Raw genomic sequence first — 24,463 nt, forward strand, 5'->3', positions numbered from 1 at the left:
AGCGAGCCTGCTCGCGATGGACTTGAAGGCACCGCGTGCATTCAGAAAGCACGCGTTATCGTTGACGTCCATCGCGAGCAGGCTCGCTCCTACAGGTAATCGGGTTTCAAGCGGGGATTGATTGCTCCAGCGCCACACCCGCCCCCATCAACCCCGAATACGGCGCCGTCACCAGCCACACCGGAATCCCCTTGAAGTAATCGCTCATGCAACCCTTGTCGGCGAAGCACCGGGCGAAGCCGCTTTCGAGGAAGAAATCGGCAAACCGAGGAATCACTCCGCCAACGATGTACACGCCACCGCGTCCACCGGTGGTCAGCACGTTGTTGCCCGCCACGCGACCGAGCCAGCAGCAGAACTGCTCAAGCACTTCCACGGCAATCGGGTCGCCCGCCAGCCCGGCAGCAGTAATCGCTTCCGGCGTGTCGAGCACCGGCGTGTGCCCATCCACAGCACAGATCGCCCGGTAGACGCGGGGCAAGCCGCCACCGCTCAGGGCTGTCTCTGCACTGACATGGCCAATTTCGTTGAAGATGTGCTGCCAGAGTTGGGTTTCACGCGGACTGCTCAATGGCAGATCGACGTGACCGCCCTCCCCTGGCAACGCGGCAAAACGACCCTCGCCCAGATCGAGCAAGGTGCCGACGCCCAGACCCGTGCCCGGGCCAATCACCACCGCCGGGCGCAACGGCTCCGGCGTACCTTCGCAGACCACGCGGAATTCGCCGGGCTGCAAACGGGTCATGCCCAGGGCCATGGCCGAGAAGTCATTGACCAGCAACAGCTGATCCACCTGCAAGGTCTGGCAAAAGCCCTTGCGGCTCAGGCGCCAGTGATTGTTGGTGAACTTGAATTCGTCGCCGCTCACCGGGCCCGCCACCGACAGGCACACCGAACCGATCGAACCCGGCGCCAGCCCCAGGCCATTCAGGTAGAGGCTGATTGCCTCCTCCGGGCTGGGAAAATCTGCTGTCGCCAGCACCTGGACCGATTCCAGTTGCTGGTTTTTCCACAACGCGAAACGTGCGTTGGTCCCACCGATGTCACCGACCAAAGCCAGTTTCAATTAAGCGTCTCCAGGGCAGAAGTAAAGGCGCTGGCGCCCTGCTCCGCCGAGCTGAAGGCCATGCGCATGAAACCGAACAGTTCGCGACCGGTGCCGATGTTGTTACCCAACAGACCTTTGGCCGGCGTGCGAGCTGCAAATTCTTCGGCGTCCACCTTAAGCTCCAGGGTGCCTTTGACGCCATCGACGCGGATGATATCGCCCTCTTGCACCCGCGCCAAAGCGCCGCCTACGTAAGCTTCGGGGCTGACATGAATGGCCGCCGGGATTTTCCCTGATGCGCCGGACATGCGCCCGTCGGTCACCAGCGCGACTTTAAAGCCGCGATCCTGCAACACGCCGAGGAACGGCGTCATCTTGTGCAACTCCGGCATGCCATTGGAGCGCGGGCCCTGGAAGCGCATCACCGCGACAAAATCCTTTTCCAGCAAACCGGCCTTGAATGCATCGGCCAGGTCCTGCTGATCCTGGAACACCATGGCCGGCGCTTCGACGATCTGGTTTTCCACGGCTACGGCGGAGACTTTCATCACGCCACGACCGAGGTTGCCTTCCATCACCCGCAGGCCACCCTCTGCCGAGAACGCGCGGGCGACTGGGCGCAGGATGCTTTCATCGAGGCTGTCGGTCACGCCTTCACGCCAGACCAGCTGGCCATTGTCGAGGAACGGCTCCTGGGTGTAGCGGCTCAAGCCGTGGCCCATCACGGTGTTGACGTTTTCGTGGAGCAACCCGGCTTCCAGCAGTTCGCGAATCAGGAACGACATGCCGCCCGCTGCCTGGAAGTGGTTGATGTCGGCTTTGCCGTTCGGGTAGACGTGGCTCAGGGTCGGCACGACTTCGGAGAGGTCGGCCATGTCCTGCCAGGTCAACTGAATGCCCGCCGCCATGGCGATGGCCGGCATGTGCAGGGTGTGGTTGGTCGAGCCGCCGGTGGCGTGCAGCGCGACAATCGAGTTGACCAGCGAACGCTCGTCGACGATTTCGCCGATCGGGATGTAGTCGCCATTCTGCTTGGTCAGGCGCGTGACCTGGTGCGCGGCTTCGCGGGTCAAGGCATCGCGCAATGGCGTGTTCGGGTTGACGAAGGACGCGCCCGGCAGGTGCAGGCCCATGACTTCCATCAGCAACTGGTTGGTGTTGGCGGTGCCGTAGAAGGTGCAGGTGCCAGGGCTGTGGTAGGACTTCATCTCCGATTCCAGCAGCTCTTCGCGGGTCGCCTTGCCTTCGGCGTACTTCTGGCGCACATCGGCTTTCTGCTTGTTGGAAATACCCGAGACCATCGGCCCGCCCGGCACGAAGATCATCGGCAGATGGCCGAAGCGCAGCGCGCCCATCATCAGGCCCGGCACGATCTTGTCGCAGATGCCGAGCAGCAGCGCGCCGTCGAACATGTTGTGGGACAGCGCCACGGCCGTGGACAACGCGATCACTTCGCGGCTCGGCAGGCTCAGCTCCATGCCCGGCTCGCCCTGGGTCACGCCATCGCACATGGCCGGGGTGCCACCGGCGAACTGGCCGACGGAACCGATCTCGCGCAAGGCTTTCTTGATCAGTTCGGGAAAGACTTCGTACGGCTGGTGCGCCGAGAGCATGTCGTTATATGACGAAACTATCGCGATGTTCGCGGAGTTCATCATCCGCAGGCTGTGCTTGTCGTCGCTGCCGCAACCGGCCACGCCATGGGCGAAGTTGGCGCATTGCAGCTTGCCGCGCATCGGACCGTCGCTGGCCGCACCGCGGATCAATGCAAGGTAGGCCTCACGCGTGGCGCGGCTGCGGGCGATAAGCCGTTCAGTGACCTCAAGGACGCGGGGATGCATGTGTAGAACTCCAGGCTAACGGATGTGGCGACCTGATTGTCTATGCTGATCAAAGGCCGGTGTCGATGGGATGACAGACGGTTTATTTGACCATTCGGACCAGTTGATTCAGGTCACTCGTTGTAGATCGAACAAAATATTGCCATCAAAAAGGCTTGTTTTCTATTTTTTTACGAATAATCTTGTAATTCCAACAACAAAACGACGGTAGCGCCGCACTATGACTCTTCGAATCGCAATCAATGGTTTTGGCCGCATCGGCCGTAATGTCCTGCGCGCACTCTATACCCAGGGCTACCGTCAGGATCTGCAGATCGTCGCCATCAACGACCTGGGCGACAGCGCGATCAATGCTCATCTGCTCAAGTACGACACCGTTCACGGCACGTTCGATGCCGATGTCCAGCACGATCAGGAGAGCCTGACGGTCAACGGCGACCGCATTTCGGTCAGCGCCATCCGCAACCCGGCCGACCTGCCCTGGGCCGCGGAAAAGATTGATGTGGTGTTCGAATGCACCGGTCTGTTCACCGACCGGGCCAAGGCCGCCGCGCATATTACGGCCGGCGCGCGCAAAGTGATCATCTCGGCCCCGGCCAAAGGCGCCGACGCCACCGTCGTTTACGGGGTGAACCACGACATTCTGCGCCAATCGCACCAGATCATTTCCAACGCGTCGTGCACCACCAACTGCCTGGCCCCGGTGGCCCAGGTGCTGCATCGCGAGCTGGGAATCGAAAGCGGCCTGATGACCACCATCCACGCCTACACCAACGATCAGCACCTGACCGACGTCTATCACGTCGATCCGTACCGCGCCCGTTCGGCCACCCAGAACATGATCCCGAGCAAGACCGGTGCTGCTGAAGCGGTGGGCCTGGTGCTGCCGGAACTGGCGGGCAAATTGACCGGCATGTCGGTGCGCGTCCCGGTGATCAATGTGTCGCTGGTGGACCTGACGGTGCATCTGAAAAAAGAAGCCAGCGCAGAGGAAGTCAATGCGCTGATGAAAGAAGCCAGCCAGCACTCGAAGATCCTTGGGTACAACACCCTGCCGCTGGTCTCCAGCGACTTCAACCACAACCCGCTATCGTCGATCTTCGACGCCAACCACACCAAATCCACTGGCAAGCTGCTCAAGGTACTGGCGTGGTACGACAACGAATGGGGCTTCTCCAACCGCATGCTCGATAACTGCCTGGCGCTGTGCAACGCTGAATAAGCCCGGAGCAACCATCGATGATCGGCATCAGCTTTACGCAAAAGACCATGGCGGCGCGCAAGCGTATCGCCCTGGTCGCCCATGACCACTGCAAGGTGTTCTTGCTGGACTGGGCCGAACGGCAAAAAGACAGACTGGCCCAGCATGATCTGGTCGCCACCGGCACCACGGGGTTGTTGTTGCAACAACGCCTCGACCTGCCGGTGCAAAGCATGATCAGCGGGCCACTGGGCGGCGACCAACAGCTCGGTGCGCAAATCGCCGAGCAGCGGGTCGACATGCTGGTGTTTTTCTGGGACCCGTTCGAACCCCAGCCCCACGACCCGGATATCAAGGCGTTGCTGCGGGTCGCGGCGGTGTGGAACATCCCGGTGGCGTGCAACGAATGCAGCGCCGACTATCTGCTCAGCAGCCCGCTGATGGATCAGGCGCACCTCCATCGGATTCCCGATTACGCCACCTATTTGCAGGGTCGCGCGTAAAGCTTCACAAATCAGTACTTGACCATTCGAGTAGATGATAAGCATTATCATCTACTCGAAATGGATCAGGTTCTCCCGTGAGTCAGTCGCGCTTCAACCACGTTTTCCTCGCCCAGCGCACCTCCCTGCTGCGCACGCTGGAACGGATGGTCAACAATCACAGCACTGCTGAAGACCTCCTGCAGGAAACCTACCTGCGGGTGACCCGTGCATTGAGCGAACGGGCCATCGATCATCTTGAGCCCTTTGTCTTCCAGACGGCGCGCAACCTGGCGCTGGACCATTTGCGCGCGCGGCGCATCCATTCGCGCACCATGGTCGAGGACGTGCCGCAGGAGGTGATGCACAGCGTCGCCGCCCCCACCAGCAGCGCCGAAGACGCCGCCCACGCCGAACAATTGCTGGAGCGCCTGAACGTGAGCCTCAGTGAACTCAGCGCCCGCCAACAGCGAATTTTCATCCTCAGCCGCCTGCACGGGCACAGCTACCAGGAAATCGCCGACGAGCTGAACGTGTCCCTCAGCACCGTGCAGAAAGAACTCAAATTGATCATGTCGATCTGCATCGGGGTTGCCGATCGCTTGAACGCCAACTGAGCGCCAAGGCCCTGCGCTTATCTGGACCGACTGCGCTGATCATCGGGCTTTGCTACCCTTGGCCCACTTTTACGCTTCACTAAAAAACAGCCGTGCACAGACACTGCCGAGGAAACACCGTGACGGACAACCACCGCTCCCCTGAGCCTTCATCGGCGCAGGACCCCGCAAGCGCGATGGACCAGGCCCTGGACTGGCTGATCGTGCTTGGCAGTCCCGACGAGGAGCAGAGCCGCCAATTCCATGCATGGCTCGACGCCGATCCGTTGAATGCCCAGGCGTTCGCCAAGGCCCAGGCGATCTGGGACGGCCCGCAAGTGGCGCAATGCGCGCAAAGCCTGGCCGCCCGTCCGGCGAAAGTCACTGTCCTCGCCCGTCTGCGTCCGCACTGGAAACCTCTGGCCACCGCCGCCGTGCTGCTGCTCGGGCTGTTCAGTTTCAGCAGTTTGCCAATGCGCCTGCAGGCCGATCACCTGACCGTGGTCGGCGAGCGTCAGCGCCTGCAACTGGAGGACGGTTCCAGGGTTTTGCTCAATACCAATTCGGCGTTCTCAAGCACCATCAACGACCAGCAACGTGTTGCCCGCCTGTATCAGGGCGAAGCGTTTTTCGAAGTGCAGGCCAATCGCGGCCAACCACTGGAAATCGACGCCGGCCCGGTCACGGCCAGCGTTCGCGATACCGCGTTTGCCGTGCGCTACCTCGACGGTGTGGCGCAGGTGCGGGTGCAACGCGGCGATGTCGACTTGCGCGCCACCCGGGATGATGCGCGGGTGCGCTTGTCCGCCGGGGAAAGCATTCGCATCGGTCCCAACGGCTTCGACCGGCCGGCCAAGCTGGATGCCGCCACCGACCTGGCGTGGGTCCAGGGACGCCTGGTGTTCGAAAACTGCCCGTTGAACCAGGTGCTGGCAGAACTTCGCCGCTACTACCCGGGCTGGATCATCAACAACAATGAACAGTTGGCCGATATCACCGTAACGGGCAACTACCGCCTCGATCAGCCGCTGGACGTGGTTCGCTCCCTGGCACACATCACCTCGGCCCGGCTCCAGGAATTCCCGGCGCTGGTCATTCTGAACTGAATGAGAATTATTTTTACTCGATAGCCAAACCCCGTACGTCTCGTTATAGCCAATGCAATTGATTCGCATCTCACTATGCCAATCAGCACCTATAAAGATTCGTGCGACACGGAGCGCTATCGATGTCCCCTCGCCTTACCCACCAAGCCCCTACACCTTCCCGCGTGCTGTCGCTGCTGACCGCTGCCATCCTGATGGCCGGTACCGCACCGCTCATGGCCGCCAACGCCACCGAGCAATCGACCCGCAAAATGGGCGACTACTCGTTCGCCATTCCCCAGCAATCACTGGTGTCGGCACTCAATGCCTTTACCGCCGTGACGGGCTGGCAGGTCGGCGTGTCGTCGGAGCTGGCGCAAGGTGTGGCCTCGCCGGGAGTACGCGGTTCGCTGTCACCGGAGAAAGCCCTGGAGCGCCTGTTGGTGGGGACCAACCTGGGCTATCGCAAAATGGGCAACAACAGCATCGTGCTGGAAAAGCGCAGTGGTAGCAGCACGCTCAACCTGCAACAGGTGACCATCAGCGCCACCCGTAACGAGCAGGATGTGAACAGCGTACCGAGCACGGTCTCTGTCTACACGCGCGAAGATCTGGACCGCAACAACGTCAATACCATCAAGGAGCTGGTGCGCTACGAACCCGGTGTTTCGGTAGGCGGCGCAGGCCAACGCGCTGGCATCACGGGCTACAACATTCGCGGCATCGATGGCGACCGCGTGCTGACCCAGGTCGACGGGGTGCAGGTGCCCGACGGTTTCTTCAACGGCCCGTATGCCCAGACCAACCGCAACTATGTCGACCCGGAAATCGTCAAGCGTGTGGAAATCCTCCGGGGCCCGGCGTCGGTGCTGTATGGCAGCAGCGCCATTGGCGGTGCGGTCAGCTACTACACGCTGGACCCGGACGACATCATCAAGCCAGGCAAGGATGTCGGCGCACGTCTGAAAACCGGCTACAGCTCCGCCGACGACAGCTGGCTGACTTCCGGCACCGTCGCCGGCCGTACCGGCGAGTTCGATGGCCTGTTGCATCTCAGTCAACGCAACGGTCATGAAACAGAGTCCTTTGGCGAAACTGGCGGCACTGGCCTGAACCGCACTGAAGCCAACCCCCAGGACGTGCGCACCACCAGCGTGCTGGCCAAACTGGGCTGGAATTACGCCGACGACGCACGCCTGGGCCTGACCTACGAGCATTACAAGGCCGACAGCGACACCAATCAATTGAGCGCAGTGGGCGGCCCGTTCAATGCCGGACGCGGTATGGGCTTCTACAAGTCCCGTACCGGTAACGACACGATCACCCGCGAACGCTTTGGCCTGGAACACAGCTTCGGCCTGGACAGCGCACTGGCTGACAACATCAAGTGGACGCTGAACTACCAGATCGCCAAGACCGACCAGAGCACCGAAGAGATCTACGCGCCGTCGCGGACCGTGCTGCGTAACCGCGATACCAACTTCAAGGATCGCCAATGGGTATTCGACGCCCAGGCTGACAAGTCGTTTGCCATTGCCGACACCGAACACCTCGTCACCTATGGCACCACCATCAAGCAGGACAAAGTTACCGGCCTGCGTACCGGTACCGGCACCTGCCTGACCGTAGCTGGCGCCTGCCGTGTCATTGGTGCCCCGAGCGCCAGCGACACGCTGACACCCGCCAGTGACTTCCCGGACCCGACCATCAACAGCTACGCCCTGTTCGCCCAGGATCAGATCAGCTGGGGCAACTGGACCTTCCTGCCCGGTGCACGCTACGACTACACCCAGCTCAAACCACACATCACCGACGAGTTCCTGGCCACCGCCGACCAGAGCCGCAACGGCACGGTGAGCGACGAGACCAAGACCTGGCATCGCCTGTCGCCGAAGTTCGGCACCACCTACAGCTTCAACGATCACTACACCTGGTACGGCCAATACGCCGAAGGCTTCCGCACCCCGACCGCCAAGGCGTTGTACGGTCGTTTCGAAAACATCGCTGGCGGCTATAAGGTCGCGCCTAATCCGGACCTCGAACCGGAAAAGAGCAAAAGCTACGAGACAGGTTTGCGCGGCAACTTCGAGCAAGGCTCGTTTGATGTGGCGGTGTTCTACAACAAATACCGCGACTTCATCAACGAGAACGCCATCACTCCGGGCTACACCGAGACCACGTTCCAGAGCAACAACATCAAGCACGCCACCATCAAGGGTGCCGAGGTCAAGGGCCGCCTGAACCTCGACGCCTTCGGCGCGCCGCAAGGCCTCTACACCCAGGGCTCGGTGGCCTATGCCTACGGTCGCAACGACGACAACGGCGAGCCGCTCAACAGCGTCAATCCGCTGACCGGCGTATTCGGCCTCGGCTACGACCAGGACACCTACGGAGGCTTGCTCAGCTGGACGCTGGTGAAGAAGAAGGACCGCGTCGACAGTACCAGTTTCAAAACCCCGGACGGCACCAGCACCCAGTTCAAGACCCCCGGTTTCGGCATTCTGGACCTGAGTGCGTTCTACAAAGTGACCGACGACGTGACCGTCAGCGGCGGCGTCTACAACCTCACCGACAAGAAGTACTGGCTGTGGGATGACGTGCGCGGCTACGACAGCGTCGGCGAAGCCTCGGTGACCCAACCGGCCAACCTAGACCGCCTGACCCAGCCGGGTCGCAACTTTGCGGTCAACCTGATCTGGGATATCTGATCCGCCCATCTCGCCGGGCGGTTACATCAAGCCGCCCGGTGAGGATTTTTTACTGTCAGGCGCCTTGCTGTTCGTCTCGTTACCAAGCGCCTCTTCTTTCTCCAAGGAATTGCCATGACTACCCAGGCCACCGAACAACGCCCCAACCTGCGTTCGCAACGTTTGAACCAGATCACCAACGAGCCGCACAGCAAGCTCGATGCCCTGGTCAAGGCCCATGCCCCGTTTGAAACCCCGGCCAATTTCGCCCGCTTCGTGGTGGCGCAGTACCTGTTCCAGTCGGAACTGGTGTCGCTGTACAACGATGCCGAACTGACCGCCATCGTCCCGGACCTGCCGGCCCGCTGCCGTGCCGATGCCGCCAGGGCCGACCTCGCGGACCTGGACACCGAGGTGCCAGCACCTGTGGCCGGTGCACTGAAGAACCCGACCAAGGCCGAAGCCCTGGGCTGGATCTTCGTCTCCGAAGGTTCGAAGCTCGGCGCGGCGTTCCTGATCAAGCGCGCCGTGGGCCTTGGCCTGAGCGAAACCTTCGGTGCCCGCCACCTCGGCGAACCGGCCGGTGGCCGCGCTGAAGGCTGGAAGCGCTTCGTCAAGACCCTGGACGGCCTGGCATTCAGCGCCCAGGAAGAAGCCGACGTGGAAAAAGGCGCCGTCGACGCGTTCAACCGCTTCACCGTGTTGCTGGAGCAGGCTTACGCTACCGCGCCAGAAATCGCCTGACACACCACCACCCCTGTGGGAGCGAGCTTGCTCGCGATTGCGGTCTGACATTAAAAACATGTCGACTGACACTCCGCCATCGCGAGCAAGCTCGCTCCCACAGAGGCCCGAGCAAGTCTGCGAGATCCGACGAAATCCCTTGAACCCATGCCCACCTCTTCAAAACTCTCCCGCCTCCTCTTCGGCCTGCTGGCCTATGTCAGCCTGGGCATCGGCCTGATCGCCATCGCCATACCCGGCCTGCCAACCACCGAGTTCATCCTGCTGGCTGCCTGGGCTGCGACCCGCAGTTCGCCACGCCTGAGTGCCTGGCTGGAAAACCACCGGCTGTTCGGCCCCATCCTCCATAACTGGCGCAACGGCAAGATCATTGCGCGCCGGGCAAAAATCAGCGCCACGGTCAGCATGTTGTTGTGTGCCGGTCTGATGCTGGTGATGCTCGATCACGGTTGGCCGATTTACCTGGCGATTGCCGGGATGGGGCTGGGCAATCTGTGGATCTGGTCACGACCGGAATCACTGCCGCAAGTCACCTGAAACCTCTTCAAACTGCCCTGTAACAGCCGGCAACGGCACACTTGAAAGTACCTACTTCCTGTTCGGATTTCTCCTACGTGTTTATCAGGTCATCCATGACCGGGTTTGGCCGTTAAGCACCATGAAACCCCACAACGAGAAGCTGACATGAATGTAAGTGCCGCTGCATATTTTCGATTTTCGTACCCGCAAGCAATGACGCTGAACACGGAAAACGCCCAACCCGAGAAACAAGTCGAAGGCTCGGTAATAAATGAGCAAAGGGTGTGGTCGACCATCGAGAAACTCCGGTCCCCTAGTCAGAGAGATATCACCAGCGAAAACCTTGATGAGCTGGAGGAATTTTTAAGTGTGACCGATCCAGACGAAAGGCTTGGTGGGCTACGTCATGAGATAAAGGGTTTTAGAGCTGTAATCCTTTGGGGTAACGAACTCCGCGCAGGAGATATGCTCCGTGAGATGGAAGGGATTTACTCCGATTTTAAAAAAGATCTGCAGAGTAAATGGTCTGGCCTGGCCAATAAGCCAATGGGCTTCACCGTGACCGAAGACGGTCAACTGAAAGTCACTTCACCGCCCAACACCCTGACTGCCAGAGATGAGGAAATATTGAATGCCCTGTTGAACGAGGCCAAAGGCTTGCAATCCCTGACCCTCAAGCACGCCAAGGCCGTGATCGAACTGGTCAAGCGGGATAAGCCACAGTTCGAGGGCAAGGTGAATCTGGACCTGAGCAACTTCCACAAGATGATTGACTATGGTTTATTGCTGAACAAAGGCGCGCTGGACCTGAGAAGTACAGACTCCTGGCTGGATCAATTGCATAAAAAGGCCGAAAAGGAACCGGGCGAGAAAAAGCAGGGATTGCACATCGAAGCCTGATCGTTTGAAAAAAGCCCGGCAAAGCGACTGTGCATGAGCGCTTTGCCGGAAACATGACAGACCTAGTTATGCAACATGTTTTGATAGCAGATCTGAGCGAATGAAACGTTCGGCACGTTGTAACCTCCCACCCCTGAATCCTCTTTGTCTTGAACCTGAATCAACCAATGCCCCAGGTTGTATTCAACTTCCCACTGATAGCGATACTTGCCACTGCTGGTCCAGAAAGGATCAGACTTCAACTGGCCATAACACCTGCCCAACTCAAGGGCTTGCGCGGCGCTACCAGTGCTGTCCGTTGTAAGGTAGTACTTTTGCTCACCCGCCCCTTTGTTCAATTTCAAAGTAGCGGAAGCGCCTTCGAGCGGCTGCCCGGTCGAATCCCTCAATCGGACCGACCAATTCAAGACTCTGTAGGCCTGCGTAGTCGCCCAGTAGTGCCGCAGATCACCGGTATCGCCCTGGACGCGACTGTCGGCGTAGTAAGGTGCTGAGCCAAACTCGAGCTTGTAGATATCACCCGCCACGAACGGGGCAGATGGATTCTTAGAGATGCGAACCTGAACTTCCTGACTCGGCTGCAAGCCAGAAACCGTTAAGGGTGTACCCCAAGGGATTACGGCCCAGTTTCCATCGCGATTGTATTCCAGCGTCAATGGCCGGTCGTTCAGATCCCTCGCATGGATCCACACATCCTGCCCCCGCACCGCCATGAAGCTGTAATGCTTCACATCCGTTTCGTCAGCCAGACTGTCCTCGAGGGTGTTCAGTTTGTCCGGCAGTACTGTGGCCGCCGAGGGTATTTGAGAGGCGATACCCGAAACAGCTGCCGAGTTCAGAAAAGACATGGCAGGTGCCGCACCTGCCGCCAATAACATCCCCCAAAAAAACAACACCGAGCGCAACCCGGTCCTTTTAAAGCAAGTCATACACATGATGGCTTTCTCATTATTTACTGTCAGATGCCAGAAGCCAAAACTTCCGGAAGCGTTCCACCGAGGTGGCATCTGCATTTAATCGGTCTGCCCTTAATGAGAAGCGGTACATATGTATTTCGTGAATTTCATTTAAAGCGCAAAAAGCACCCTGGACGTCGATGCAAAATTGATTACCGTCCATCCGTGACTTTTCCTCTTTTTACCCCCATTTTCGGCACATTTTTCTGCGCAAACGTTCAACCACTACCGTTCGTCGAGTTGACCCTCATGTAACCTCAACGCCACGCCGATGTGCATTGATCGGCGCTAAATGGATTTAGCGAGTGAGCCGCAATGGCCCACAGCCAACACTTCATCCATTCGCGAGTTCGCCCTATGTTCGACTCACTGTCCATCCGCCTGAAAATCGTCCTGCTGTCCGGTCTGTGCCTGCTGGGCGTCGTCGCCTTGATAGTGGGCATGAACATCTACCAGACCAATCAGAACGATGATCTGGTCAGCGATTCCAGCAGCACAATGCTCACCGCCAGCGTGCAGGACCTGCTCCAGGCCAAAGCCGCCGAGCAAGCGGTGCGGGTGCAGAAGACCTTCGGTGAAACCCTGACGGTGGTGACCGCGCTGGCGGATCAGATCAAGGACATGCGCACCCTGGCCGCCAAGCGCTCGCTTGAGCCCGGCGCCCTGCGTGAAGAGTTGAACCAGAGCCTGAAAACCGCCTTCGAACGCAACAGCAAGGTGCTGGGGATCTGGCTGGCGTTTGAACCCAACGGGCTGGACGGTAAGGACAGCGAATTCGCCAACGACGCGGCCCGCCAGTCCAACGAGATCGGCCGTTTCGCCACCTACTGGAGCCGCGCCGGCGGTGAGTCGCTGAACACCATCATGGTCGAAGAGGACATGACCAAAACCACCCTGAACCTCAGCGGCAATCCGTACAACGTCTGGTACACCTGCCCGCGGGACAGCAAGCGCACCTGCCTGCTCGACCCCTACGCCGATACTGTCGGCGGCAAGGAAGTGTTGATGACCACCATTTCCGTACCGCTGCTGGTGGATGGCAAGTCCATCGGTGTGGTCGGCATCGACATCGCCCTCGACGCCCTGCAAGCGGCGGCGGTCGACTCCCAGCGCGACCTGTTCAACAGTGCCGGGCACATGCTCATCGTTTCCGGCACTGGCGTGCTGGCCGCCTACAGTGTCGATGCCGGTAAAGTCGGCAAGAACATCGGTGACACCCTGGGCGGCGATGGCAAGGACATCCTGCAATTGCTCGGCAATGGCGCGCCGAAGATTCTCCAGCAAGGCGACCTGATCCGTGCGGTGTACCCGGTCAGCCCGATTGCCGATGCCAAGGCCTGGGCCGTGGTGATCGACCTGCCCAAACAAGTGCTGCTGGCCGATTCGGTGAAGCTGCAAGCAGTCCTCGACGATGCCCAGCAAAGCGGCACGCTCAAGGCACTATCGGTGGCGGTGATTGCCGGTCTGCTCGGGCTGTTGTTGATGTGGCTCACCGCGTCTGGCGTGACCCGCCCGATCAACAGCGTGGCCGACATGCTCAAGGCGATTGCCAGTGGCGACGGCGACCTGACCCAGCGCCTGCACTACAGCAAGCAGGACGAGTTGGGCGAACTGGTGAGCTGGTTCAACCGCTTCCTCGACAAGCTGCAACCGACCATCGCGCAGATCAAGCAAAGCATCACCGATGCCCGTGGCACCGCCGACCAGTCGTCGGAAATCGCCCGCCAGACCAGTGAAGGCATGCAGGTGCAGTTCCGCGAAATCGACCAGGTCGCCACCGCGTCCAACGAAATGAGCGCCACCGCCCACGATGTCGCCAACAGCGCCTCGAGCGCGGCCAACGCCGCCAAGGGCGCCGACCAGTCAGCCCGCGACGGCATGTCGATCATCGAGCGCAGTACCCGCGACATCAATCAACTGGCCGAAGAAGTCAGCAAGGCCGTGACCGAAGTCGAAGCCCTCGCGGTCAACAGCGAGCAGATCGGTTCGGTGCTGGAGGTGATTCGCAGCATCGCCGAACAAACCAACCTGCTGGCGCTCAACGCCGCCATCGAAGCCGCCCGTGCCGGTGAAAGTGGTCGTGGCTTCGCGGTGGTCGCCGATGAAGTGCGCAACCTGGCCAAGCGTACCCAGGATTCGGTGGAAGAAATTCGACTGGTGATCGAACGCATCCAGAGCGGCACCCGCGGCGTGGTCGCCACCATGCACTCAAGCCAGACCCAGGCCCACAGCAACGCCGGGCAGATCCAGCAGGCGGTCCAGGCCTTGAGCAAGATCAGTGACGCAGTCACCGTGATCAGCGATATGAACCTGCAAATCGCCAGCGCCGCCGAGCAGCAAAGCGCCGTCGCCGAAGAGGTCAACCGCAACGTCTCGGCGATCCGCACCGTCACCGAAACCCTGACCGGCCAGGCCACCGAATCAGCGCAGATCAGCAGCCAGCTCAATTCCCTGACCACCCAGCAAATGAAGTTGATGGATCAGTTCCGCGTTTAAAAAATCGCCACATCCCCCCTGTGGGAGCGAGCCTGCTCGCGAAGACGGCAGCCCATGCAACATCAATGCGGCTGACACACCGCCTTCGCGAGCAGGCTCGCTCCCACAAGGTTTCACATGATCCGGCCATGTTTTGGACTAAGATCTGGCTCTCACTCCAGAGGGCCCTTCGATGACTGATCTGCTCACGTCCATTCAAGCCGCACTCGGTTTGCCTCACACCCCGATTCCATTCACCTCCAGCGGCGCCCTGCCCTCGGCGTTTGCCGTCACGGACCTGGCCTGCGCCAGCATCGCTGCCGCCGGCCAGGCCGCCAGCGAACTGCTGCACCAGCAAACCGGGCACCTGCCCGGTCTTGAGGTCGACCGACGCCTCGCATCATTCTGGTTCGCAACCTCGATTCGCCCGCTTGGATGGAGCGTTCCGCCGTTGTGGGACCCGATCGCCGGTGACTACGCCACCCGCGATGGCTGGATTCGCCTGCACACCAACGCGCCCCATCACCGCGCCGCTGCCGAAAGCGTGCTGGGTGCCTGTGTCGACCGCGCAGCGATGGCCGGCCAAGTGGCCCGATGGGCGAAAAGCGAGCTGGAGCAGGCGGTGGTCGATGCCGGTGGTTGCGCCGCCGAAATGCGCACTTGGGAACAATGGCAAACCCACCCTCAAGGCCAGGCAGTAAATGTCGAACCCTTGATTCTGTTCGCCAACCACCCAAGCCAGAACAGCAAACCGTGGACAGGTTCAGTGGCTCGACCACTGGCCGGCATCAAGGTGCTGGACTTGACCCGAGTACTGGCAGGCCCCATCGCCAGTCGCTTTCTGGCCGGCCTGGGCGCCGATGTCTTGCGCATCGATCCGCCGACCTGGAACGAGCCGGGGGTGGTGCCGGAAGTCACGTTGGGAAAACGCTGCGCGCGTCTTGATTTGAACGACAAGTCCGACCACGCGGTATTCGAATGCCTGCTCAAGGACGCCGACATCCTGCTCCACGGCTATCGCGCCGATGCGCTGGAGCGACTTGGCCTGGGCATGAATGAGCGCCGGCAACTGAACCCCGGCCTGATCGATGTTTGCCTCAACGCCTATGGCTGGAGCGGGCCCTGGCAAAACCGGCGGGGCTTCGACAGCCTGGTGCAGATGAGCAGTGGCATTGCCGAAGCGGGCATGCGCTGGAAGCAGGCGGACAAGCCGACGCCATTGCCGGTACAGGCCCTCGATCACGCCACCGGGTACTTGATGGCGGCCAGTGCGATCAGGTTGTTGGCGCAGCGGTTGAACGACGGTACGGGGGGCTCGGCGCGATTGTCGTTGGCGCGTACGGCGAGGTTGTTGATCGAGCATGGGCCGGGGACGGATGAGGCTTTACGCACGGAGGATGAGCAGGATCAGGGGTTGATGGTGGAGCAGACTCCGTGGGGGCCGGCGCATCGGTTGCACGCTCCATTGAAGATCATCGGGACGCCGCTACAGTGGGCATTGCCCGCGACTGAACTGGGTTCACATCCCGCGCAGTGGTGGTGACTTTCAGATAGCTATCGCGAGCAGGCTCGCTCCCACAGGTGACCGGGTTTTCCCGGCCAACCGCGATCAAATGTGGGAGCGAGCCTGCTCGCGATGGCGCCAGTGGAGACAACACTAAACTCGCTCCCGCTCAGTCCGCCCGACTCAACGAAGTCCACAGCACCTGCGCCGCATACCCTCGATAAGGCCGCCAGCTTTCAGCTCGCGCCAAAAGCTGCCTGGCTGTCACCGGCCCACCTTCCAGCGCCGCCAACGCGTTGATCAACCCCACGTCGCCATTAGGAAACCCATCCATCTCCCGCAACTGACGCAAGGCAATGTATTGCGCCGTCCAGTCACCAATCCCGTGCAAGGCCAGCAACCGCACTACGCCCCCCTCCCGACCGGCCTCAAACAATCGCGGATCATCGAGCAGTGCCTGAGCCACCCCCGACAAGGTCCGGCCTCGGCTCTTCGGCATGCCCAGCGCTGCCAGATCTGCGTCTGCCAAAACGCTGACCTGGGGAAAAACATGGGTCAATCCCGGCAGTGCTGAACTTAACGGCGTGCCGTACTGCGCAACCAGTTTGCCCGCCAACCGGATCGCCGCCACCACCGTAATCTGCTGCCCCAATACCGCACGGATCGCCAGTTCCAGCCCATCCCACGCCCCCGGTACACGCAACCCGGGGCGCTCGGCAATCAACCGCGCCATCAGCGGATCAACCGCCAGGTGCCGGTGAATCGTGGACAGGTCGGCATCCAGATCGAACATCCGCCGCACTCGCGCAACGATCTCGGGCACGGCAGCAGCATCCGGAAAGTCCAGATTCAGCTCCAGTGCATCGGATGCAGCAGGCTGGATCGAAAACGTACCGTGAACACCATGCAAGTCGATGCTGCGCGAGTAGACACCCTCGACCACCGTTTCCAGGCCAGCAATCGCTCGCGCCGACAAGAACCCCAGCATCGCCGGCCAGTCATAGGGTGGTTGATACGCCAGCAACGCCTTCACAGACTGAGCAAGCCGCTGTACAACCCATAAGCCGCCAGCCCCGCACCACCGATGACACAGGTGAAAATGCCTTTCTCGACCACCGTGAACAGTGGTTTGCCCTGCTCATTGCGAGCCTTGGCGAACAGGATCACACCCGGCGCATACAGCAGCGCCGACAGCAGCAAATACTTCAGGCCGCCGGCATACAGCAGCCACACCGCGTAGCCCAGGGCGATGCCACCGATCAGCAGGTCCTTGATCCGCTCGGCGGGTGCCTGTTGATAGGTTTCACCCCGTGCGCACAACAACACCGCATAGGCCGCCGACCACAGGTACGGCACCAGAATCATCGAGGACGCCAGATAAATCAGGCTGGTGTAGGTGCCGGCGGAAAACAGCGTGATCAGCAAGAACAACTGAATCATCGAGTTGGTCAGCCACATCGCATTGACCGGCACATGGTTGGCGTTTTCCTTGGTCAGGAATGCCGGCATGGTCTTGTCTTTCGCCGTGGCGAACAGGATTTCGGCGCACAGCAACGCCCAGGACAACAAGGCCCCCAGCAGCGAGACCGCCAGGCCGACACTGATCAGCAACGCGCCCCAAGGGCCGACGATATGTTCAAGCACCGCCGCCAGCGAGGGGTTCTGCAGTTTCGCCAGTTCCGGTTGGGTCATGATCCCCAGCGACAGCACATTCACCAGCACCAGCAGCGCCAATACCCCAATGAACCCGATCACCGTCGCCCGGCCCACGTCGGAACGTTTCTCTGCCCGGGCCGAATAGACACTGGCACCCTCGATACCGATGAACACGAACACGGTGACCAGCATCATGTGCCGAACCTGATCCATCACGCTGCCGAACTCCGGGTTGTTGCGCCCCCAGATATCGAGGGTAAAGATGTCCGCCTTGAACGCCACGGCGGCAATCACGATGAACATGATCAGCGGCACGATCTTGGCCACGGTGGTCACCTGGTTGATGAACGCCGCCTCCTTGATCCCGCGCAGCACCACAAAATGCACAGTCCAGAGCAGCACCGAAGCGCAGACGATGGCGATTGGCGTGTTGCCTTCGCCAAAGACCGGAACGAAATAACCGAGCGTGCTGAACAGCAGCACGAAGTAGCCGACGTTGCCCAGCCAGGCGCTGATCCAGTAGCCCCAGGCGGACGAGAAGCCCATGTAGTCGCCAAACCCGGCCTTGGCATAGGCGTACACCCCGGAGTCCAGCTCCGGCTTGCGATTGGCCAGGGTCTGGAACACGAACGCCAGGGTGAGCATGCCGACGGCAGTGATAGCCCAACCGATCAGGATCGCCCCGGCATCGGCCCTGGCCGCCATGTTCTGCGGCAGGGAAAAAATCCCGCCACCGATCATCGAACCCACCACCAACGCTATCAATGCGCTCAGGCGAAGTTTGCTCGGTGATTGCGACATCGCTCCATCTCCATTTTTTGGGGGCGGCAACTGCCGCGAAGTCGTCACATAACGGGCGTCAACTAAACTGATGAAGAGTAATAACGTTTATTGGATAACGCCAACAAGCCTCTTTTTTACTTGCACAAAATGGCTATTTTGACACCGATATAATCATTTGTTTTATACGGATTTTTAATACATCAATTCTGTACAAAAAACGCATGAATAAAACTTGCAGATTCTGAAAACCCAACTAGCGTAATAATTCGAAACAAATACCAAAAGTGCTAAAACAAACTGAAAAAGGCTCTAGAACAGGCATTACAGGCAGCAACACTGTAAATGATGGCACTCCGCCAACAAACTGGGAACGCTCTCATTTAGTGATCTAAGTCAGCTGATTGAGCAGTCAACGGAATTAGTCTGTTGCCTCTCTTCTCCTGCATTGGAGTCATGCAATGTCTGAAGCTCCCGGAAAACTGAAACTCGGCGCGCTCGTTGCGTTAGTCGTGGGTTCGATGATTGGTGGCGGAATATTTTCCCTGCCACAAAACATGGCGGCCAGCGCGGATGTCGGCGCCATTCTGATCGGTTGGGCGATCACCGCCGTCGGCATGCTCACCCTGGCGTTCGTGTTCCAGACCCTGGCCAACCGCAAACCCGATCTCGATGGCGGGGTTTACGCCTACGCCAAGGCCGGTTTCGGCGACTACATGGGTTTCTCGTCCGCCTGGGGCTACTGGATCAGTGCCTGGCTGGGCAACGTTGGCTACTTCGTCTTGCTGTTCAGCACGCTCGGCTACTTCTTTCCGCTATTTGGGGAGGGGAATACCCCTGCCGCCGTGATCGGTGCCTCGGTGCTGCTCTGGGCCGTACATTTCCTCGTACTGCGAGGAATCAAGGAAGCAGCGTTCATCAACCTGGTGACCACCGTCGCCAAGATCGTGCCGCTGCTGCTGTTCATGTTGATCGCGTTGTTCGCCTTCAAGCTGGACATCTTCACCGCCGACATCTGGGGCCTGAAGAACCCGGACCTGGGCAGCGTGATGGACCAGGTGCGCAAAATGATGCTGGTCACCGTGTGGGTGTTCATCGGCATCGAAGGCGCGAGCATCTTTTCGGCCCGGGCGGAAAAACGCAGCGATGTGGGTAAAGCCACCGTGATCGGCTTCGTCACCGTGCTGCTGTTTTTGGTCCTGGTCAACGTGCTGTCGCTGGGGATCATGACCCAGCCGGAACTGGCCAAGTTGCAGAACCCGTCGATGGCCGCCGTGCTGGAGCACGTGGTCGGTCACTGGGGTGCGGTGCTGATCAGTGTCGGTTTGATCATCTCGTTGCTGGGGGCGTTGCTGTCGTGGGTGCTGCTGTGCGCGGAGATCATGTTCGCCGCCGCCAAGGACCACACCATGCCGGCGTTTTTGCGCAAGGAAAACGCCAACCATGTACCGGTCAACGCCCTGTGGCTGACCAACGCCATGGTCCAGGTTTTCTTGATCATCACGCTGTTCTCGGCCAGCACTTACCTGTCGCTGATCTACCTCGCCACCTCGATGATCCTGGTGCCTTACCTGTGGTCGGCGGCCTACGCCTTGCTGTTGGCGGTGCGTGGCGAAAGCTACGAAGGCGCGGCGGGCGAGCGTCGCAAGGATCTGATCATCGGTGCGGTGGCCCTGATCTACGCGATCTGGCTGCTGTACGCCGGCGGCATCAAGTACCTGCTGCTGTCCGCCCTGCTCTACGCCCCCGGCGTGATCCTGTTCGCCAAGGCCAAGCTGGAAATCAACAAACCGGTTTTCACCAACGTCGAGAAGCTGCTCTTCGCTGCGGTGGTCGTCGGCGCCGTGGTGGCGGCCTACGGTCTCTACGACGGTTTCCTGACCCTTTAGCCCCTGTTTCCAGGAGCACTACCCTTTTTTGTCATCTGGAGGATCACTGTAATGACCAAGGAAAAAGTTAAGTTCGGCGTCCATTCCGAAGCCGGCAAACTGCGCAAAGTCATGGTTTGCTCCCCAGGCCTGGCCCATCAGCGGCTGACCCCGAACAACTGCGATGAACTGCTGTTCGATGATGTGCTGTGGGTGGCCCAGGCCAAACGTGACCACTTCGACTTCGTCACCAAGATGCGCGAACGCAACATCGATGTGCTGGAAATGCACAACCTGCTGACCGACATCGTCGCCATCCCCGAAGCCCTGGACTGGATTCTGGAACGCAAGATCACCGCCAATTCGGTGGGCCTGGGCCTGATCAACGAAACGGCCTCGTGGCTGCGCAGCCTGGAGCCGCGCAAGATCGCCGAGTTCCTGATCGGTGGTGTCTCGGGCGATGATTTGCCCACCAGTTTCGGTGGCAAGGCCATCGAGATGTTCCGCGACTTCCTCGGCAACTCCAGCTTCATCCTGCCGCCGCTGCCCAACACCCAGTTCACCCGCGATACCACCTGCTGGATCTACGGTGGCGTCACCCTCAACCCGATGTACTGGCCGGCGCGCCGTCAGGAAACCCTGCTGACCACCGCCATCTACAAGTTCCACCCCGAGTTCACCAACGCCGACTTCCAGATCTGGTACGGCGACCCGGACAAAGAACATGGCAACTCCACCCTTGAGGGCGGTGATGTGATGCCGATCGGCAACGGCGTGGTGTTGATCGGCATGGGCGAACGCTCGTCGCGCCAGGCCATTGCCCAACTGGCGGTGAACCTGTTCAAAAACAAGGCCGTCGAGAAAGTGATCGTCGCCGGCCTGCCGAAATCCCGCGCGGCGATGCACCTGGACACGGTGTTCAGCTTCTGCGATCGCGACCTCGTCACGATCTTCCCGGAAGTGGTGAACCAGATTGTCGCCTTCACCCTGCGTCCCGACGAAAGCAAGGCGGGCGGCATCGACATCCGTCGCGAAGAAACCAACTTCCTCGACACCGTCGCCCAGGCCCTGAACCTCAAAGCGTTGCGCGTGGTGGAAACCGGCGGCAACAGCTTCGCCGCCGAACGCGAGCAATGGGACGACGGCAACAACGTGGTGGCCGTGGAACCGGGCGTGGTCATCGGCTACGACCGCAATACCTACACCAATACCCTGCTGCGCAAGGCCGGCGTGGAAGTGATCACCATCAGCGCCGGCGAACTCGGCCGGGGACGGGGCGGCGGCCATTGCATGACCTGCCCGATCATCCGCGACCCGATTGACTACTAACCTATTGCCTTGGCTCGCGCTGCCCTCTACTCAAGGGCATGCCCAGGCCAAGGGGATAACCGACACCTTAGGAGATCCAAAATGGCGTTCAATATCCATAACCGCAATCTGCTGAGCCTGGAACACCACACCCCTCGCGAATTGCGCTACCTGCTCGACCTGTCCCGCGACCTCAAGCGTGCCAAGTACACCGGCACCGAACAGCAGCATCTCAAGGGCAACAACATCGCGCTGATCTTCGAAAAAACCTCGACCCGCACCCGCTGCGCGTTCGAAGTCGCCGCCTATGACCAGGGCGCCAATGTCACCTACATCGACCCGAACTCTTCGCAGATCGGCCACAAGGAAAGCATGAAGGACACCGCCCGCGTGCTCGGGCGCATGTACGACGCCATCGAGTACCGTGGCTTCAAGCAGGAAATCGTCGAGGAACTGGCCAAATTCGCCGGCGTGCCGGTGTTCAACGGCCTCACTGACGAGTATCACCCGACGCAAATGATCGCCGACGTGCTGACCATGCGTGAACACGCCGACAAGCCGATCCACGAGATCAGCTACGCCTACCTGGGCGACGCGCGCAACAACATGGGTAATTCCCTGTTGCTGATTGGCGCCAAGCTCGGCATGGACGTGCGCATCTGCGCGCCCAAAGCCCTGTGGCCGGCGGACGACCTGGTGGCCCGCTGCAAACAGTACGCAGAAGAAAGCGGCGCGCGCATCACCCTCACCGAAGACCCGAAAGCCGCCGTCAAAGGTGTGGACTTCATCCATACCGATGTGTGGGTGTCGATGGGCGAGCCAGTCGAAGCCTGGGCCGAGCGCATCCAGCAACTGCTGCCGTATCAGGTCAACGCCGAACTGATGAAAGCCACCGGCAACCCGCGCACCAAGTTCATGCACTGCCTGCCGGCGTTCCACAACAGCGACACCAAGATCGGCAAGCAGATTGCCGAGCAGTACCCGCACCTGAAGAACGGCATCGAAGTGACCGATGACGTGTTCGAGTCGCCAGCCTGTATCGCCTTCGAGCAAGCGGAAAACCGCATGCACACCATCAAGGCGATTCTGGTGTCGACGCTGGCGGATCTCTAACGGCTGACTCGCTCCCGCTGACGCAACGCGGTCAATGTGGGAGCGGGCTTGCTCGCGAAAGCGGTGTATCAGACAACAATGATGTCGACTGACACTCCGTCTTCGCGAGCAAGCCCGCTCCCACACTGGCCCGATTCCAACCGGGAGATCGAGTTGTTTGTGACTTCTCTGTTTAGAAGGACTGCACCATGCGTATCGTCGTTGCTCTGGGCGGTAATGCCCTGCTCCGCCGGGGCGAACCCATGACCGCTGACAACCAGCGCGCCAACATCCGGATCGCCACCGAACAGATCGCCAAGATCCATCCCGGCAACCAACTGGTCATCGCCCACGGCAATGGCCCTCAGGTCGGCCTGCTGTCATTGCAAGCGGCGGCCTACACCTCGGTTTCACCCTATCCGCTGGACGTGCTCGGTGCCGAGACCGAAGGCATGATCGGCTACATCATCGAACAGGAACTGGGTAACCTGCTGGACTTCGAAGTGCCCTTCGCGACCCTGCTGACCCAGGTCGAAGTCGATGCCAATGACCCGGCCTTCAAGAACCCCACCAAACCCATCGGCCCGGTCTACAGCAAGGCCGAGGCGGAACAACTCGCCGCCGAGAAAGGCTGGGCCATTGCCCCGGACGGCGACAAATACCGCCGCGTGGTCGCCAGCCCGAAACCGAAGCGCATCTTCGAAATCCGTCCGATCAAATGGCTGCTGGAAAAAAGCAGCATCGTGATCTGCGCCGGCGGTGGCGGCATTCCGACCATGTATACCTCGCCCGGCAAACTCGAGGGCGTCGAAGCGGTCATCGACAAGGACCTGTGTTCGGCGCTGCTGGCCGAACAGCTTGAAGCCGATCTGCTGGTGATCGCCACCGACGTCAACGCCGCCTTCATCGACTTTGGCAAACCCACGCAGAAAGCCATCGCCCAGGCGCACCCCGACGAAATGGAAAAACTCGGTTTCGCCGCCGGCTCCATGGGACCGAAGGTGCAGGCAGCCTGCGAATTCGCACGCCATACTGGAAAAGTCGCAGTGATCGGTTCGCTCGCGGACATCGAAGCGATCGTCCAGGGCAAGGCCGGCACGCGCATCAGTACGGCGACACCGGGCATCAGCTATCAGTAACCGAAACTGCGGGGCAAGCCTGAGGCCTGTCCTGATTCAAGATCTTTTGAAGGAGAGTCAACAATGGCAACGTTCGAGCCGGGTCACCTGCACATCGAGCGACACGCGCTGAACAAGGATGACGTCAGCTACAACATCTACCTCGACTATGAAGTCAGCCAGGATCCCAAGGAAGGCAAAGGGATGCTGTTCAAGATGCACGGCAGCATTCAGAACAAGGACATGAGCGAGTCGTTCTTCCTGCCCAAGGACATGGCCTACAACTTCGCCAGCAACGTCACCAAGATTGCCGAGAAGCATGGCATCCCGAAAACCCATAGCAACATCGGTTCGGTCCACAAGCATTACGACGCGATGTTCGAGGATGTGCGGGTGCAGTTGAACATGAAATCGGGCGACCCGGTCAAACCCGAGCACCTGGAATAACCCCTCCCACAGCCAATTGGTGGCGGGCTCAGATTCTGTGAACACCGCCGATCCCTGTGGGAGCGGGCTTGCTCGCGAAAGCGGTGTATCAGTCGCCAACGATGGTGTCTGACACGACGCTTTCGCGAGCAAGCCCGCTCCCACAGGGGGATCATC

General features: G+C 60.2%; 20 protein-coding genes and 1 pseudogene. 16 read left to right on the plus strand and 5 right to left on the minus strand.

Translation table 11 applies throughout. The features are described from left to right. Positions 1-106: 106 nt before the first annotated feature. Together AC3IT9_RS22880 and edd are read right to left on the minus strand one after the other, a co-directional pair. Positions 107-1,066: a glucokinase gene (locus AC3IT9_RS22880; protein WP_150754431.1), complete on the minus strand. Its 960-nt coding sequence runs from the start codon at positions 1,064-1,066 to the stop codon at positions 107-109. Beyond that, positions 1,063-2,889: a phosphogluconate dehydratase gene (edd, locus tag AC3IT9_RS22885; protein ID WP_150757904.1), complete on the minus strand. Its 1,827-nt coding sequence runs from the start codon at positions 2,887-2,889 to the stop codon at positions 1,063-1,065. Before edd ends, AC3IT9_RS22880 begins: the two co-directional genes overlap by 4 nt. A 220-nt stretch (positions 2,890-3,109) precedes the next feature. Between edd and gap the strand changes: the two genes are divergently transcribed. The 8 genes from gap to AC3IT9_RS22925 all read left to right on the plus strand — a co-directional run bounded on the left by gap (position 3,110) and on the right by AC3IT9_RS22925 (position 11,103). Next, positions 3,110-4,111 carry a type I glyceraldehyde-3-phosphate dehydrogenase gene (gene gap / locus AC3IT9_RS22890; RefSeq protein WP_150726688.1) on the plus strand — a complete coding sequence of 334 codons (1,002 nt, stop codon included), beginning with the start codon at positions 3,110-3,112 and terminating at the stop codon, positions 4,109-4,111. A gap of 17 nt (positions 4,112-4,128) precedes the next feature. Next, positions 4,129-4,593: a methylglyoxal synthase gene (locus AC3IT9_RS22895; RefSeq protein ID WP_057713543.1), complete on the plus strand. Its 465-nt coding sequence runs from the start codon at positions 4,129-4,131 to the stop codon at positions 4,591-4,593. Between the two features lie 77 nt (positions 4,594-4,670). Next, the gene (locus AC3IT9_RS22900; protein ID WP_150754433.1) at positions 4,671-5,189 is read left to right on the plus strand and encodes an RNA polymerase sigma factor; all 519 of its coding nucleotides are present in this window, start codon (positions 4,671-4,673) and stop codon (positions 5,187-5,189) included. Between the two features lie 119 nt (positions 5,190-5,308). Beyond that, a complete protein-coding gene (locus tag AC3IT9_RS22905; RefSeq protein ID WP_150754434.1) occupies positions 5,309-6,274 on the plus strand; it encodes a FecR family protein in 966 nt (321 codons plus the stop codon). A gap of 122 nt (positions 6,275-6,396) precedes the next feature. Then, entirely contained in the window at positions 6,397-8,961 is a 2,565-nt protein-coding gene (locus AC3IT9_RS22910) for a TonB-dependent receptor (RefSeq protein ID WP_489271099.1), read from the plus strand. Positions 8,962-9,075: 114 nt separating this feature from the next. Continuing rightward, positions 9,076-9,684 carry a biliverdin-producing heme oxygenase gene (locus tag AC3IT9_RS22915; RefSeq protein WP_489271100.1) on the plus strand — a complete coding sequence of 203 codons (609 nt, stop codon included), beginning with the start codon at positions 9,076-9,078 and terminating at the stop codon, positions 9,682-9,684. 147 nt (positions 9,685-9,831) lie between these two features. Further along, positions 9,832-10,221 (plus strand): YbaN family protein, encoded by a 390-nt coding sequence (locus tag AC3IT9_RS22920; protein WP_489271101.1) that lies wholly within the window; start codon positions 9,832-9,834, stop codon positions 10,219-10,221. A gap of 147 nt (positions 10,222-10,368) precedes the next feature. After that, entirely contained in the window at positions 10,369-11,103 is a 735-nt protein-coding gene (locus tag AC3IT9_RS22925) for a hypothetical protein (RefSeq protein WP_150726694.1), read from the plus strand. A 62-nt stretch (positions 11,104-11,165) separates the two neighbouring features. Here AC3IT9_RS22925 and AC3IT9_RS22930 read toward each other — a convergent pair whose 3' ends face one another. Further along, complete coding sequence (locus tag AC3IT9_RS22930) at positions 11,166-12,116, minus strand: hypothetical protein (protein ID WP_151213926.1); 951 nt, start codon at positions 12,114-12,116, stop codon at positions 11,166-11,168. A 564-nt stretch (positions 12,117-12,680) separates the two neighbouring features. Here AC3IT9_RS22930 and AC3IT9_RS22935 point away from each other — a divergent pair. The 3 genes and pseudogenes from AC3IT9_RS22935 to AC3IT9_RS22945 all read left to right on the plus strand — a co-directional run. Further along, a pseudogene (locus AC3IT9_RS22935) lies at positions 12,681-13,697 on the plus strand (methyl-accepting chemotaxis protein); the annotation flags it as partial. A gap of 102 nt (positions 13,698-13,799) precedes the next feature. Next, on the plus strand, positions 13,800-14,555 hold the full coding sequence (locus AC3IT9_RS22940) for a methyl-accepting chemotaxis protein (protein ID WP_412070957.1): 756 nt from the start codon (positions 13,800-13,802) through the stop codon (positions 14,553-14,555). Between the two features lie 172 nt (positions 14,556-14,727). Further along, positions 14,728-16,077: a CoA transferase gene (locus tag AC3IT9_RS22945; protein WP_489271102.1), complete on the plus strand. Its 1,350-nt coding sequence runs from the start codon at positions 14,728-14,730 to the stop codon at positions 16,075-16,077. Between the two features lie 130 nt (positions 16,078-16,207). Here AC3IT9_RS22945 and AC3IT9_RS22950 read toward each other — a convergent pair whose 3' ends face one another. Both AC3IT9_RS22950 and arcD (AC3IT9_RS22955) read right to left on the minus strand, forming a co-directional pair. Then, the gene (locus tag AC3IT9_RS22950) at positions 16,208-17,071 is read right to left on the minus strand and encodes a DNA-3-methyladenine glycosylase family protein (protein ID WP_150754441.1); all 864 of its coding nucleotides are present in this window, start codon (positions 17,069-17,071) and stop codon (positions 16,208-16,210) included. Then, positions 17,068-18,495, minus strand: coding sequence for an arginine-ornithine antiporter (arcD, locus tag AC3IT9_RS22955; protein ID WP_150754442.1), 1,428 nt, complete (start codon positions 18,493-18,495; stop codon positions 17,068-17,070). Before arcD (AC3IT9_RS22955) ends, AC3IT9_RS22950 begins: the two co-directional genes overlap by 4 nt. 440 nt (positions 18,496-18,935) lie before the next feature. On the opposite strand from arcD (AC3IT9_RS22955), the gene arcD (AC3IT9_RS22960) reads away from it, so the two are divergent. The 5 genes from arcD (AC3IT9_RS22960) to AC3IT9_RS22980 all read left to right on the plus strand — a co-directional run bounded on the left by arcD (AC3IT9_RS22960) (position 18,936) and on the right by AC3IT9_RS22980 (position 24,307). Continuing rightward, the gene (gene arcD, locus AC3IT9_RS22960; protein WP_150754443.1) at positions 18,936-20,363 is read left to right on the plus strand and encodes an arginine-ornithine antiporter; all 1,428 of its coding nucleotides are present in this window, start codon (positions 18,936-18,938) and stop codon (positions 20,361-20,363) included. Positions 20,364-20,414: 51 nt separating this feature from the next. Beyond that, positions 20,415-21,671: an arginine deiminase gene (arcA, locus tag AC3IT9_RS22965; protein WP_150757911.1), complete on the plus strand. Its 1,257-nt coding sequence runs from the start codon at positions 20,415-20,417 to the stop codon at positions 21,669-21,671. Positions 21,672-21,752: 81 nt separating this feature from the next. Further along, positions 21,753-22,763: an ornithine carbamoyltransferase gene (locus AC3IT9_RS22970; protein WP_046042231.1), complete on the plus strand. Its 1,011-nt coding sequence runs from the start codon at positions 21,753-21,755 to the stop codon at positions 22,761-22,763. Between the two features lie 188 nt (positions 22,764-22,951). Further along, positions 22,952-23,881, plus strand: a complete 930-nt coding sequence (gene arcC / locus AC3IT9_RS22975; protein WP_150726702.1) for a carbamate kinase — start codon at positions 22,952-22,954, stop codon at positions 23,879-23,881. Positions 23,882-23,944: 63 nt separating this feature from the next. After that, positions 23,945-24,307, plus strand: coding sequence for a DUF5064 family protein (locus AC3IT9_RS22980; RefSeq protein WP_150757912.1), 363 nt, complete (start codon positions 23,945-23,947; stop codon positions 24,305-24,307). The last annotated feature ends 156 nt before the right edge of the window (positions 24,308-24,463 follow it).

This window comes from Pseudomonas sp. KH_046_1, from assembly GCF_057839025.1.